Below are 12,374 nucleotides of genomic sequence, written 5' to 3' on the forward strand. Positions count from 1 at the left end.
CCGTCAGGCCGCCGGCAGGGTGGACAATCGACGCCATGCAGTTCGGCATCCTCGGGCCGCTGGAGGTGCGTTCGCCCGCCGGTGAGGTGATCCCGGTGGGCGGGGCCAGGCCGCGCGCGCTGCTGGTGATGCTGCTGCTCGACGCGGGCCGGATGGTGGCCGTCGGCGGCCCGAAGGCGCCCACCTTCTTCGTCTTCGCCTCCGAGCAGCTCGACTACGACCGCGACGACCCCGAGCAGCACCGGCGCGTCCTCGCCGACGCCTACCGGGGCGCGGGCTGGCGGCTGCCGGAGATCATCGCCAGGTTGCCGCGGGCGCGTGACCTCTACCTCGACTCGATCAGCAGGGTCGAGATCGACGAGTACGCCAGGGGCAGGGTGGTGCTGCTCGGCGACGCCGCCTACGGCAACACCCTGGGCGGTTTCGGCACCGGGCTGGCGGTCGTCGGCGCCTACGTGCTGGCTCTCAAGGACTATCCGGCGCTGGTGCGTCAGCGGGGCGGGCCGCCCTCCCGTCCGGCCACGGTGACCAGGCCGCTCTCGTAGGCGGCGATGACGAGCTGCGCGCGGTCGCGGGCGTCGAGCTTGGTGAGCAGACGGCCGATGTGAGTCTTGACCGTGGCGAGGCTCAGGTGCAGGTGGGTGGCCAGCTCGGTGTTGGACAGGCCGCGGGCGATCAGGGTGAGCACCTCCCGCTCCCGCTCGGTCACGCCCGCCAGGCCGCGGGCGACCGGCTGGGCGGGGATGCGCGCGAACTCCTCGATGAGCCTGCGGGTCACGGTCGGCGCGAGCAGCGCCTCTCCCGCGGCCACCACCCGGATCGCGGCGAGCAGGTCGGCCGGCGGGGTGTCCTTCAGCAGGAACCCGCTGGCCCCGGCGCGCAGGGCGGCGTAGACGTAGGCGTCGAGGTCGAACATCGTGACGATCAGCACCTTGGCCCGCCCGCCGATCCGCCGGGTCGCCTCGATGCCGTCCATCACGGGCATCCGCACGTCCATCAGCACCACGTCGGGGTTCTCCCGCGCGGTGAGCTCGACGGCCTCGCCGCCGGTGCCCGCCTCGCCGACCACGGTCAGGTCGGGCTCGGAGTCCAGCAGCAGCCGGAAACTGCCCCGGAGCAGGGCCTGGTCGTCCGCGACGACGACCCGGATCACGACGCCGCCTCGTACGGCAGGCGGGCCAGGACGCGGAATCCCGTGCCCGGCGCGGGGCCCGCCTCGAACGCTCCGCCGTACATCATGACCCGCTCCCGCATGCCGATCAGTCCGTGTCCCGCGGTCTGCGCCGGGGACGTCCTGCGGCCCGGACCGTCGTCGGTGACCTCGATCCGCACCTGCCTCCCGTCGGCCTCCACCTCCACCCGGCACCGGGCGGGGGCGGCGTGCTTGACCACGTTGGTGAGCGCCTCCTGCACGATGCGGTAGACCGACAGCTCGACGCCCTGCGGCAGGCCGGTCGCGCCGCGTACGTCGAGTTCGACGGCCACGCCCGCCTGGGTGGCCCGGTCGGCGAGCTGGGGCAGTCCTTCGACGCCGGGCGCGGGGCCGAGCTCGGCCGGGTCGGTGCGCAGCACGCCGAGCAGGTGCCGCATCTCGACCAGTGCTTCCCTGCTCGCGGTCTCGATCACCCGCAGGGCGTCGTGCGCCTCCTGCGGCCGGGTCCGCATCACGTGGTTGGCCACGCCCGCCTTGACGGCGATCAGTCCCATGCTGTGCGCGACCACGTCGTGCAGTTCGCGGGCGATCCGCAGCCGTTCCTCGATCACCGACTCGCGGGCCAGCCGTTCGGCGGTCTCGGCGGTGTGGGCCCTGCGTTCGCCGACGACGAGTCCGGCCGTCCAGGCCACGCCCAGCACCACCAGCCCGAACAGCGCGTCGTCGAAGGCCGTGCCCCACCACGGGGACGTCAGCGCCAGCGCCGCCATCACGGCCACCAGGGGGACGGCGACCGGCAGCGGCGGCAGCGGCGCCCTGCGGCCGTGCTCGCTGATCGCCACCGCGTAGAGCGCGTAGGCGGGCGCGAGGTACGGCGCGCGCATCATCTGGAGGACCACCGCGACCAGGGCGATTCCGAGGACGACGCAGAACACGCTCCTGGGCCAGAGCCGCCGGACCGCGAGCGGCAGGCCGAGGCCCAGCGGCACGGCGACCTTCGCCCATCCGGGCACGGCGGAGTCGGCCGCGGCGGGGGCGAAGCCGATGACGACGCCCGCCCCCGCCAGGCAGTCGAACGCGACCAACTGGCCACGGCTCAGCCGCCGGGTGAAGAGAAGGCGCATCTTGTCCACAGCCTGACGTTATCGGCCGTGCCCCGGTGCCCGCCTCAGCCCGTGGCAGGTCCGACCCTGGGCTGATGTGCTCGGGGGCCGCCGTGGGCCACCGTTGTACGGGTGATCGAAGCGAAAGAGCCGACCGGCCACCGTGGGAGCGTCGTCACCGTGGACGGCCGCACCGAGTCCGGGCGGATGTCGGGCGAGGAGTACCGGATGTTCCTGTCCGGCGCCGCGCGACACCTGTCCATCACCGGAGCCATCGCCCCCACCCTCCCCACCATGGCCCGCACACTGGCCGCCATCGTCCCCAGCACACACCCCGTCACCGTCATCGAACTCGGACCCGGCACCGGAGCCGTCAGCACCGCCATCCACACCCGCCTCACCCCCGGCTCCCGCCACATCGCCATCGAAATCGACCCCCACATGATCAACCACCTCCACCACACCCACCCCTGGCTCGAAGTCATCCACGGCAACGCCACCCACCTCACCCAACTCCTCACCACCACCGGCACCCACCAAGCCGACGCCATCGTCAGCACCCTCCCCTGGTCCATGATCCCCACCCCACAACAAACCACAATCCTCCAACAAATCGCACAAACCCTCGCCCCCGGCGCCGCCTTCAGCACCGTCGTCGGACTCCACGCCCGACCCCTCACCACCAACGCCCGCCGCTTCCGCCACCACCTCACCACCACCTTCGACGAAGTCCTCACCACCAGCACCATCTGGCGCAACATCCCCCCATCCCGCAGCTACGTCTGCCGCCGCCCCCGTGTCTGACCTCCTCGGCCATCTCCCGGGGCCGCTGCTGGTGATCGTCGCCGGACTGCTCCTCACCGCCGAGTCCGCCCTCGTCCTCGGACTGCTGCTGCCGGGCACCGGGCTGCTCTTCGCGCTCGGCCTGTTCACCCACCTCGGCGTGCTGACCCCGGCGACCGCCCTGACCACCGCCATCGGCGCGGCGCTGTGCGGCGGCAACCTGGCCTACTACTTCGGCCGCCGGCGGCGGAGCCTGCCGTCCATCTCGCCGCTGGCCGCCATGGTCCCCGAGCCGGCGTGGCACCGGCTGCGCGCGCTCACCGCGCGGCACGGCGGCTGGGCCGTGGCCGTGTGCCAGTGGCTCGGCGGCACCCGGCCTCTCGCCGCCCGCGTCGCCGGCTGGTCCGGGATGCCGTACCGCACCTTCGTCACCGCGCACCTGCCGTCGGCCGCACTGTGGGCGACGACCCTGGTGCAGATCGGGCGGTTCGCCGGGGAGCAGATCCAGAACCTGATCAGCGGGGGGCTCACCCTCGCCGGGCCGATCGTGATCGGTGTGCTGCTGCTGGGCTTCTGGCTCCGGCGCCGCTGGCTGCGCCAGGACGGCCACCTGCGCCGGGACGAGCTCGTCGGTTAGAACGCGTAGCGCAGGATCCGGCCCGCGTCGCGGAAGCCGGGCAGCGCGGCCATCACCCGCATGGCGATCCTGCCCCCGGCGGGGAACCTCTCGATGCCGGGCATGTCGACGGCGCGCAGGTCGTCCAAGCAGCGCAGGCCGTCGTGCCAGCCTTCGAGCTCGCGCGGGTCGTCGATGCCCCAGTACAGCGTCGCGCCGGCGTTGCGGACCGGGCGGTTCAGCTTCTGGATCCGGATGCCGAAGGTGCCGTAGCAGTCGAAGAGGAGCTGGCCGGTGCCGAACCGTCCGGTGATCCGCTGGATGAGCCGTCTGCCTTCTTCCTCGCGCAGGTACATCGTCAGGCCCTCGAAGACCGCCACGGTCGGCCGGTCCGCGGGCACCTCCGCCAGCCACCCGTCGTCGGTCACCGAGGAGGCGATCGTCCGGTAGTCGCCCCCGGGCCGCGGGAGCAGCCGCTCGCGCAGGTCGAGGACCTCGGGATAGTCGACGTCGAACCAGCGGACCGACGGCGGCGGGGCCAGCCGGTGCGGACGGGTGTCCAGGCCGCAGGCGAGGTGCAGGACGGTGGCCTCCGGGTGGGCGGCCAGGAACTCGGCGGTCCACTCGTCGAGCTGCCTGGCCCGGAGCGCGACGCCCGCCGCGGTCACCCGCCGCATCCCGGTCCCGGCGAAGTCGTAGGCGATGCGCTCGACCGCGCGCCCGGCCTCCCGGTCGCCCAGGATGGGGCTGGCCTCGCGGTTGTCCAGCGCCCTGCCGTACAGCGTGGCGAGCAGGGTCTCCTGGGCGCCGCTCAGGGTGATCTTCTCCTGGTGCATGGTTCCTCGATTCGAGACCCGCTTTCCTTAGCAGCGCTAAGCTAACTTAGCGCTGCTAAGGTCGTCAACGATGGGCGGGAACAGAGGAGCCGGGCTCACCCGGGAGATGCTGATCGGCACGGCGTTGCGGCTGCTGGACGAGGTGGGGCTGGCCGGGCTGACCGTGCGCCGGCTCGCCGCCGAGCTGGGCGTCCGGTCCCCCGCGCTGTACTGGCACATCCGGACCAAGCAGGAGCTGCTCGACGGGATGGCCGAGGCGATCGTCCTGGAAGCCGGGATGGGGCCCCCGCACGACGGCGAGTCCTGGCAGGAGTGGCTCGCCCGGCGGGCCCGCGCCTACCGCGGGGCGGTGCTCGCCCACCGCGACGGAGCCCAGCTCGTGGCCGCCGCCCGGCGGCTGAGCCCGGCGACGGTGCGCCGGTTCGAGGAGGAGCTGGCCGCGATGGTCGCCCTCGGGTTCACCCCTTCGCTGGCGCTGCGCACGATCACCGCCTTCACCTACTACATCAACGGCTCGGTGCTGCAGGAGCAGACCGCCGCCGGGGAGACGGAGCTCTCCGCCGAGCAGCTCGCCGCGCTCGCCGGCGCGCTCGAAGGCGGCGCGTCGTCCCCGTTCTTCCAGGCCGTCCGCGACCTCGGCGCCCCCATCGGCGACCAGGTCTTCGAACACGGCCTCCGCTCACTCATCGAGGGCACCGCCGCCGAACTGGCCCGGTCCGTGAAGGGGGACACCCCATGACGACCACGCCGCCGGCGGTCTCCCGCGCCGTCACCTGGGGGGTGGGCGTGCAGGCCGCCGCGCGCGGCGCCCGGTGGTTCGCCGGGCGCCGCGGGGCGGGGCTCAGACGGAGGCGAGGAGCTGCGACTTGAGGCGGTCGAGGACGCGGCGGAGGATGCGGGAGACGTGCATCTGGGAGATGCCGAACTCCGCGGCGATCTCCGCCTGCGTCTTGTTGCCGTAGAAACGCATGAGCAGGATGTCCCGCTCACGGACGGGCAGCTCGTCGATCAGCGGCTTGATCGCCTCACGGTCGATGAGGCCGGCGATCTCGTCATCCGCGTCCGGGATCACCTCGCCCAGCGAGAAGGTGTCGTCGTCGGCGCCCATCGGAGCGTCCAGCGACAGGGCGCTGTAGGCGGCGGAGGCGTCCAGGGTGAGCAGCACGTCCTCCTCGGAGATCTTCATCCTGGCGGCCAGCTCGGCGACCGAGGGGGAACGGCCCAGCTCCTGGTTCAGCTCGGCCACGAGGCGGTTCAGCTCGGAGCGGCGCTCCTGGTAGACGCGCGGCACCCGGATCGCCCAGGTGCGGTCGCGGAAGTGGCGCTTGATCTCGCCGGTCATGGTGATCATGGCGTAGCCGCGGAAGGCGTGACCCAGGGTCGGGTCGAAGCCGTTGATCGCCTTCATCAGGCCGACGTAGGCCACCTGGAGCAGCTCCTCCAGCGGTTCGCCGCGGTAGCGGTAGCGGCGGGCGATCTCCATGGCCAGCGACGCGTGCAGTTCGACGACGCGCTCACGGATCCGTGCGGTGGCGGCCGGGTCGGCACCGGGCCTCATGGACTCGGCGAGCATTTCCTCGACGGTCGGTTCGGTGCCGGTGATGTCAGTGCGGTCGGGCGCCTGGACGGTCATCGCTTGGACTCCTCTAAGAGGCAGCTGGCGCGCCGTCCACATGAAAAAAGGCCCACGCAGACAGCCCGCCTCGTACGTTCGAGACAGAGGCCGCTGCTGGACCTCGGTGACAATGTTTCCCCATACTACGGAAGATCCACCCTCCTTTGATAACAGAACGGTTGCGATCTGATCAGTGGCGCTCCTGCCGGGGCAGCACCACTTCGACGAGGATCAGTTGCAGCGCCGCCGCGACCGGGATCGCCAGCAGCGCGCCCACGATGCCCAGGAGCGCCCCGCCGATCAGGGCGGCGACGATGGTGGCCGCCGCCGGCACGTCGATGGAGGTCTTCATCACCCGGGGCGCGATCAGGTAGTTCTCGATCTGCTGGTAGACGACGAAGAACACCAGGCAGGCGATCCCCACCGGCAGCGAGACGAAGAACCCGACCATGGTGGCGACGGCCGCGCCGATCACCGCGCCGACCAGCGGGATCAGGTCCGTGATGGCCACGATGATGGACAGCGCCAGCGCGTACGGCACGCCCGCGATGGACAGGAACAGGAACGTCGTCACACCGGCGATCAGCGAGATCAGCAGGTTGCCCGCCACGTACCCGCCGACCCGCCGCAGGATCTCGTCGCCGAGGAGCTGGACGCGCCGCCGCCGGCTCCTCGGCAGCAGCCGGTAGCCCAGCCGGGTGAGCGAGCGCAGCGACGCCAGGAAGTACAGCGTGAGGATGAGCACCGTCAGCGCGGAGAACACCGCGCTGATCACCACGCCGGCCACCCCCAGCAGCCCGCCGAACGCCTGCCGGCCGAGATCCCCGCTGGTCAGGTACTGCTGGGCGCGGTCGAGCAACTGGTACTGCCGGTCCAGCTCGCGGATCTGCGGATGGTTCTGCAGTTCGGTGAGGTAGGCCGGCAGGCGGCTGAAGAACTCGCTGGTCTGGTCGGTCAGCGCGGGCGCGATCGACACGCCGAAGACGACGAAGAAGACGATCATCGCGGCGAACACCACCGCGATCGCCGCCCCGCGGGACAGGTTCCGCCGCTCCAGCCACTCCACCGCGGGATTCAGCCCCACCGCGAGGAACAGCGACACCACGATCAGGATCAGCGCGGACGCCGTGCCGGCCAGCGCCTGCGCCAGCAGCCACGCCGTGAGCACCCCGAGCGCCGCGGTGAACCCGAACACGAACGGGTTGCCGCCGAACGGGTTCCCGGGCCGCCCGAACGGCGACCGCGCCCCCTGCCCGCCATCCCCGTCCGCGTCCCGGCCGACCTCCTGGTCCGCGTCCCGGTCGGGGCCACGGTCGGGGCCACGGTCGCGGCCACGGTCGGGGCTGGTGTGGGTGCCGGGAAGGTCGGCATCCTGGGCGGTCGCGTCACGTCCGGTCATGGGGGCTCCTCAGGCACGAGAACTCGCTCCTGCCCTGCCACCCGCCCTTCATTCCCGGCAACCAACCGGCCGTGGAGCCACCCGAGGAGCCGGGCGGGGGCCGCATGAGGGGCCGCGTGAGGGCCGCATGGATGGGAGGGCACCCGGGAGCCGGGTGGGGCCGGGCGCGGATGCGGCCCCGCCCGGGGTCGGGGTCAGGCGAGCGCGGTCTCCCAGCACTTCTGCCCGAAGATGCCGTCCTGGGCGAGGCCGTTCGCCTTCTTGAAGGCGTTGATCCGGCCGCGCAGGTCCTCGTCGTTCTGGGCGTACGTGTGGGAGAACAGGTCGGCCGGCGGGAAGCCCCGGGCGTGCAGGAGGGCCCGTACCGTCTTCACATGGGTGTGCGTCATGCCCGCCCGGATCTCCGGCAGTTCGTTCACGAGCCTCTCCGTCCAGTTCGTCACCGGTCGGGGCGCGCCCCTGCGCACCCACGCGTACAACGCGTCCCCGGGGCACGCGGTGGCGTAGCCGTCCCGGTGTCCCTTGATCTCGCGGCCCGCGTTGCCCTTGTCCCGCAGGTACTCGACGGCGTCGACGATGCCGTTCAGCATGGCGTCGGACGGCCGGGTCAGCCCGGACGCGCCGACCAGCCCGAGCACGGCGTAGTGCCCGGAGTTGAGCCCCGCGCCGTTCGCCGAGGGCAGCACCAGCGGGCCGCGTCCCATGAACACGTAGCCGTGCGGGCAGACGACCATCGAGTAGCCGATGTCCGCCCAGCCGTTGCCGTCCATGTGGCCGTTCTGCACGCCGCGCACGGCGTCGTCGCAGCGACCGTGGTCGGTGGCGAGCGCGGGATCGACCCGGCCGCCGGTGTAATGCACCTTCACGCCTTTCGTACTGCTGAGGCGTGTCACACCACGGGGCCCGCGAGCCTTCCACTCGGAGCGTTCGACCAGCTTCACGTCTGCTCCTCCATCAGCAGTCCCTTCTCCTCGCCCGGACGGTCCCGAATGATGACGACCAACCTCCCGGCGCGGATTACCGCTACACGCGAAGCCACCGCTACCCAATCCACCGCGGACCGCACCGGCCGGCCCCGCCGCGCGGCACCGCGAAGGCCGCTCCCGACCGGAGGGAAGCGGCCTTCCATCGGGGAGTTCCGGAGGTCAGACCGGACTCCACACCTTGAACACGGGACCCGCCAGCCGATAGGCCTTCTTCGCCTTCTTCAGACCTTTGTCGATGTCCCCTTCGGCCATCAGCTGGAGGGCCTCCTTCGCGGAGAGGACCGCGGCCGCCCCCGCGGAGGCCGAGCCGATGATGATCAGCATTTGCGCCGTCGCGGCTATCGCCGTCGTCACACCGTAGGACTGGGCGGTCATCGCGGCGCTCTTGGCCAGGACCAGCAGGCCGTGCCCGTGGGAGGTGACCGCCAGGCCCTTGACTATGAGCGCGAGCTTGGCCAGCGCGGCCTTGCCCAGGACCAGCTTGAACAGTGCGAGCAGGGAAAGAGTGATCGGTTCCATCGGTTCTCCGATCCGCGTCTACGTCCTTCGTCGCCCACAGCCTGCCGCCCACTCCTTGCGGTGAGCTTGCCGGCACGGTTCGTGATGATCAGCGGTTCCGGGAGGCGGGACGGTCGACGACGACCCGGCCGAGGCTGAGGCCGCCGGCGATCGCCAGGCCGATGGTGGCCGCCTGGCCGATGGCGAGGAATCCGGCGCCGGCCTGGCCGTGGCTGAGGTCGAGCAGGCCCTGGTAGATGGTGTAGCCGGGGGCGAGCGGGGCGATGCCGGCGACCGTGTGCGGGAGCGCGGGGCCGTCGGTGCGCCGGGCGTAGGCGTGGCCGCCGAGCCCGATGAGGATCGCGGCGACCGCGGCGGCCAGCGCGGGCGGCAGGTCGTACTCCTGCCAGAGGACCAGGTAGACCGTCCAGCCGCCGCCGCCCGCGAGGCCGGCGGTGAGCATGGTCCACCTGGCCGCCTGGACGCTGAAGGCGAAGCAGACGCAGACCATCATCGCGGCGGGGACCTGCACGGGGAGCCCGGCCCAGCCGTCCGGGGTGAACGCGCCCGGCTGGACCGGCGGGACCCGCAGGTCGGCGCGCGCGGCGGCGTAGAGGACCGCGCCCACTCCGGCCACGATCGCGGCGACGACCACCGCGACCTCCATGGCCCGTGCGGCGGCGGTGACCAGGTAGCCGGCGATGGCGTCCTGCACGGCGCCGACGAACGCCAGCCCCGGCAGCAGCACCGCGATCCCGCCCGCGACGATGAGCGGGGCCTGGTTCGTCGCGCCGGTCAGGAAGAGCCCGGTGGCGACGGCGGTGGCCACCGCTCCGCCCAGTACCGCCTGGTGGAACGCCGGTACGCCGCGGCGTGCCAGCCGGCGGCCGGCCAGGTCGATGAAGGCGGTCACGGCCGCGGCGGCGGCGAAGACGACGAGCCCGCCGCCCAGCATCACGGTGAAGAAGCCGCCCAGGAACGCCCAGGACAGGGTGACCTGCCAGGCGGGGTGGGCCGGCCGGGCGGTCTCGATCTCGGTCAGCCGGGACGCCGCCGCGGCGAGGTCGAGCCGGTTCTCCCCGATCCGGTCGGCGAGGCGGTGCACGGCCTCGATCCGCCCGTAGCCGGGGGCGGCCGACCGCACGATGCGGACCTCGGTCAGCGGCGCCGCCCGGGGCCCGCTCCGGTAGGACAGGGTGAGGGAGCCCGACGTGACGTCCACCGCGCAGTCCCGCAGCCCGAAGGCCGCCGCCACGCCGGTGACCGTCGTCACCACGTCGGCCGCGGGCGCCCCGCTGCGCAGCAGCAGCTCGCCCATCCGCGACGCGAGCAGCATGATCTCGCAGGCGTCCTCGTCCGTCGGCGCCGCCGTGTCACGGGACTCGCCGACGGTCATCGCCCCGTCCCCGGATAGCTCATCATCACCCTGCTCGCTCCACCCCAAACCCGCACTAAAGGTACATAGGACTCCACGTGTCGAGACAACCCGTCGCGCACCACCTGTAAGAAAAGCCGCGAAATGCTCACTTCCCTGGTGATGACACCCCTCGAAATCGCCGAGTCGGTGACGGAGAAGGCGGCCGTACAAACCCCCGACACGGCCGGCCGGTACTGGCACACCCGAGGCGTCAACTCGGGCGCCCTGCTGCGCGGCGACCGGCCGACCCGCGGCGCCTGCCGGGACGAGACCTGGGTGGCGAGATCCCCGGCGGACCCGAGCTGGTGGATCGTGCACTCCTGGACCCGCCTGGACGCCGCCGAGGGCGGGGAACCACCCGGGCCGGGCGCGTCCAGCACGGACCAGGCGCACTACGCCTGCGCCCGCGGCAACCGGGCGATCACCTCCCCGGAGGGCGAGACCCCCTACGCGCAACGGCTGAACAGCTTCGCCGAGCCCGGGTCGAGCTGGCCCGACGTCAACGGCAGGGCGGTCTCCGTCGCCGAGATCGAACGCCTGCCCACCGATCCCGGGGCGTTGCGGGAGGTCCTGGTCAGGTGGCAGGGGCCCGGTGAGACCGACGACCGGCTGCGGGACCAGATCGTCTTCGACCAGGCGGCCGAGCTGCTGCTCGAACTGCCCACCCCGGCCGGGGTCAGGGCCTCGCTGTTCCGCCTGATGGCCGACCTGCCCGAGGTCCGCTCCCTCGGCGACGTACGAGACCCGCTGGGCCGGGCCGCCGTCCTGGAGTCCGGCTGGACCGACGCCGCACCTGACCTGCCGCCGGGCGTCAGCGGTAAGAAGTGAAGAACTCCCGGATGTCGGCGATCAGCAGGTCGGGGGCCTCCATCGCGGCGAAGTGGCCGCCACGGTCGAAGTCGGACCAGCGCACAACGTTGTTGATCTTCTCCTCGTCCCGGCGGAGCGCGATGTCCTGGACGGTGAACTGCGCCACGGCCAGCGGCACCGGCGAGTACCGCTGCTCGCCCCACGCCTGGGCGTCCTCGTAGTAGAGCCCGGCCGAGGAGCCCGCCGTGCGGGTCAGCCAGTAGATCGAGACGTCGGTGAGCAGCAGATCCCGGTCGACGGCCTCGTCGGGGAGTTCCTTCGCCAGGTCGGTCATGTCCCTGATCTTGTCGAGGATCCAGGCGAGCTGGCCGACCGGCGAATCGGTCAGGCCGTAGGCGAGGGTCTGCGGCCTGGTCGACTGGATGGCGATGTACCCGCCGGCCTCGCCCATGAACTCCGCCATCCGGCGCACCCTGGCGCGTTCCCGCTCGGTCAGCGTGGGGTCGTCCTCCTGGGCGCTCGGATAGGTGGTGCCGCCGTTGACGTGCACGGCGACGACGTTGTCCGGAGCGATGACTCCCAGCTCGCGGGAGACGCCGCCGCCGAAGTCGCCGCCCTGCGCGCCGTACCTGTCGTAGCCCAGCCGGCGCATCAGCTCCGCCCACGCGGCGGCGACGCGGGCCGACGTCCAGCCGGGCTCGGTGACCGGGCCGGAGAAGCCGAAGCCGGGGAGCGACGGGATGACCAGGTGGAAGTCCCGGGAGAGCGGCTCGATCAGGTCGGCGAACTCCACGAACGAGCCCGGCCAGCCGTGCGTGAGGATCAGCGGCAGGGCGCCGGGGTCGGCGGAGCGTACGTGCAGGAAGTGGATGTCCTGCCCGTCGATCTCGGTGGTGAACTGCGGGTGGGCGTTCAGCCTGGCCTCCCAGGCCCGCCAGTCGTAGTGGTCGGCCCAGTAGGCCGCCAGTTCCCGCAGGTAGGAGACCGGGACGCCCCGCCGCCAGCCCTGCCCGGCCACCTCGGCGGGCCAGCGGGTACGGCCGAGCCGGTCGCGGAGGTCGTCCAGGTCGGCCTGCGGGATGTCTATGTGGAAGGGACGGATCTCGATGTCGTTCGTCACGGGCTCGACGCTAGGAGCGGGTGAGGACGGATCCGGTC

General features: G+C 72.2%; 14 protein-coding genes. 5 read left to right on the top strand and 9 right to left on the bottom strand.

The features are described 5' to 3' along the window. Nucleotides 1-35 precede the first annotated feature (35 nt). On the top strand, nucleotides 36-545 hold the full coding sequence (locus tag QSK26_RS38845; protein ID WP_285780365.1) for a Rossmann-fold NAD(P)-binding domain-containing protein: 510 nt from the start codon (nucleotides 36-38) through the stop codon (nucleotides 543-545). Here QSK26_RS38845 and QSK26_RS38850 read toward each other — a convergent pair. After that, nucleotides 491-1,153, bottom strand: coding sequence for a response regulator (locus QSK26_RS38850; RefSeq protein ID WP_285780366.1), 663 nt, complete (start codon nucleotides 1,151-1,153; stop codon nucleotides 491-493). The two genes, QSK26_RS38845 and QSK26_RS38850, sit on opposite strands and share 55 nt — an antisense overlap. Beyond that, nucleotides 1,150-2,277, bottom strand: a complete 1,128-nt coding sequence (locus QSK26_RS38855) for a sensor histidine kinase (RefSeq protein WP_285780413.1) — start codon at nucleotides 2,275-2,277, stop codon at nucleotides 1,150-1,152. Before QSK26_RS38855 ends, QSK26_RS38850 begins: the two co-directional genes overlap by 4 nt. 111 nt (nucleotides 2,278-2,388) lie before the next feature. Here QSK26_RS38855 and QSK26_RS38860 point away from each other — a divergent pair, with 111 nt between their 5' ends. Beyond that, nucleotides 2,389-3,060, top strand: coding sequence for a class I SAM-dependent methyltransferase (locus QSK26_RS38860; protein WP_285780367.1), 672 nt, complete (start codon nucleotides 2,389-2,391; stop codon nucleotides 3,058-3,060). Further along, entirely contained in the window at nucleotides 3,053-3,676 is a 624-nt protein-coding gene (locus QSK26_RS38865; protein ID WP_285780368.1) for a DedA family protein, read from the top strand. Before QSK26_RS38860 ends, QSK26_RS38865 begins: the two co-directional genes overlap by 8 nt. On the opposite strand, the gene QSK26_RS38870 is transcribed toward QSK26_RS38865, so the two are convergent. Continuing rightward, nucleotides 3,673-4,491, bottom strand: a complete 819-nt coding sequence (locus QSK26_RS38870; protein WP_285780369.1) for a class I SAM-dependent methyltransferase — start codon at nucleotides 4,489-4,491, stop codon at nucleotides 3,673-3,675. The genes QSK26_RS38865 and QSK26_RS38870 overlap by 4 nt on opposite strands. A 70-nt stretch (nucleotides 4,492-4,561) precedes the next feature. Between QSK26_RS38870 and QSK26_RS38875 the strand changes: the two genes are divergently transcribed. Then, nucleotides 4,562-5,230 carry a TetR/AcrR family transcriptional regulator C-terminal domain-containing protein gene (locus QSK26_RS38875; protein WP_285780370.1) on the top strand — a complete coding sequence of 223 codons (669 nt, stop codon included), beginning with the start codon at nucleotides 4,562-4,564 and terminating at the stop codon, nucleotides 5,228-5,230. A gap of 102 nt (nucleotides 5,231-5,332) precedes the next feature. Here the strand turns inward: QSK26_RS38875 and QSK26_RS38880 are convergent, their stop codons facing one another. From QSK26_RS38880 to QSK26_RS38900, 5 genes are all read right to left on the bottom strand, one after another. Then, nucleotides 5,333-6,124, bottom strand: a complete 792-nt coding sequence (locus QSK26_RS38880) for a SigB/SigF/SigG family RNA polymerase sigma factor (RefSeq protein ID WP_285780371.1) — start codon at nucleotides 6,122-6,124, stop codon at nucleotides 5,333-5,335. A 172-nt stretch (nucleotides 6,125-6,296) separates the two neighbouring features. Beyond that, nucleotides 6,297-7,505 (bottom strand): AI-2E family transporter, encoded by a 1,209-nt coding sequence (locus QSK26_RS38885; RefSeq protein ID WP_285780372.1) that lies wholly within the window; start codon nucleotides 7,503-7,505, stop codon nucleotides 6,297-6,299. Between the two features lie 194 nt (nucleotides 7,506-7,699). Beyond that, nucleotides 7,700-8,371, bottom strand: coding sequence for a peptidoglycan recognition protein family protein (locus QSK26_RS38890; protein WP_285780373.1), 672 nt, complete (start codon nucleotides 8,369-8,371; stop codon nucleotides 7,700-7,702). Nucleotides 8,372-8,650: 279 nt separating this feature from the next. Next, complete coding sequence (locus QSK26_RS38895; protein ID WP_285780374.1) at nucleotides 8,651-9,010, bottom strand: hypothetical protein; 360 nt, start codon at nucleotides 9,008-9,010, stop codon at nucleotides 8,651-8,653. Nucleotides 9,011-9,098: 88 nt separating this feature from the next. Further along, nucleotides 9,099-10,385 carry a threonine/serine exporter family protein gene (locus QSK26_RS38900; protein WP_285780375.1) on the bottom strand — a complete coding sequence of 429 codons (1,287 nt, stop codon included), beginning with the start codon at nucleotides 10,383-10,385 and terminating at the stop codon, nucleotides 9,099-9,101. 141 nt (nucleotides 10,386-10,526) lie between these two features. Between QSK26_RS38900 and QSK26_RS38905 the strand changes: the two genes are divergently transcribed. Next, entirely contained in the window at nucleotides 10,527-11,234 is a 708-nt protein-coding gene (locus QSK26_RS38905) for a hypothetical protein (RefSeq protein WP_285780376.1), read from the top strand. Here the strand turns inward: QSK26_RS38905 and QSK26_RS38910 are convergent. Further along, nucleotides 11,218-12,336, bottom strand: a complete 1,119-nt coding sequence (locus QSK26_RS38910; RefSeq protein WP_285780377.1) for an epoxide hydrolase family protein — start codon at nucleotides 12,334-12,336, stop codon at nucleotides 11,218-11,220. The genes QSK26_RS38905 and QSK26_RS38910 overlap by 17 nt on opposite strands. Nucleotides 12,337-12,374 lie beyond the last annotated feature (38 nt).

This window comes from Microtetraspora sp. NBRC 13810 (assembly GCF_030268685.1).
Classification (GTDB): domain Bacteria; phylum Actinomycetota; class Actinomycetes; order Streptosporangiales; family Streptosporangiaceae; genus BSRQ01.

Excerpts from the sequence above, each read along its gene's own strand:
- QSK26_RS38845 (WP_285780365.1), top strand. The coding sequence starts at position 36 with ATGCAGTTCGGCATCCTCGGGCCGCTGGAGGTGCGTTCGCCCGCCGGT.
- QSK26_RS38855 (WP_285780413.1), bottom strand. The coding sequence starts at position 2,277 with ATGCGCCTTCTCTTCACCCGGCGGCTGAGCCGTGGCCAGTTGGTCGCG.
- QSK26_RS38870 (WP_285780369.1), bottom strand. The coding sequence starts at position 4,491 with ATGCACCAGGAGAAGATCACCCTGAGCGGCGCCCAGGAGACCCTGCTC.
- QSK26_RS38875 (WP_285780370.1), top strand. The coding sequence starts at position 4,562 with ATGGGCGGGAACAGAGGAGCCGGGCTCACCCGGGAGATGCTGATCGGC.
- QSK26_RS38880 (WP_285780371.1), bottom strand. The coding sequence starts at position 6,124 with ATGACCGTCCAGGCGCCCGACCGCACTGACATCACCGGCACCGAACCG.
- QSK26_RS38885 (WP_285780372.1), bottom strand. The coding sequence starts at position 7,505 with ATGACCGGACGTGACGCGACCGCCCAGGATGCCGACCTTCCCGGCACC.
- QSK26_RS38895 (WP_285780374.1), bottom strand. The coding sequence starts at position 9,010 with ATGGAACCGATCACTCTTTCCCTGCTCGCACTGTTCAAGCTGGTCCTG.
- QSK26_RS38900 (WP_285780375.1), bottom strand. The coding sequence starts at position 10,385 with ATGACCGTCGGCGAGTCCCGTGACACGGCGGCGCCGACGGACGAGGAC.
- QSK26_RS38905 (WP_285780376.1), top strand. The coding sequence starts at position 10,527 with ATGACACCCCTCGAAATCGCCGAGTCGGTGACGGAGAAGGCGGCCGTA.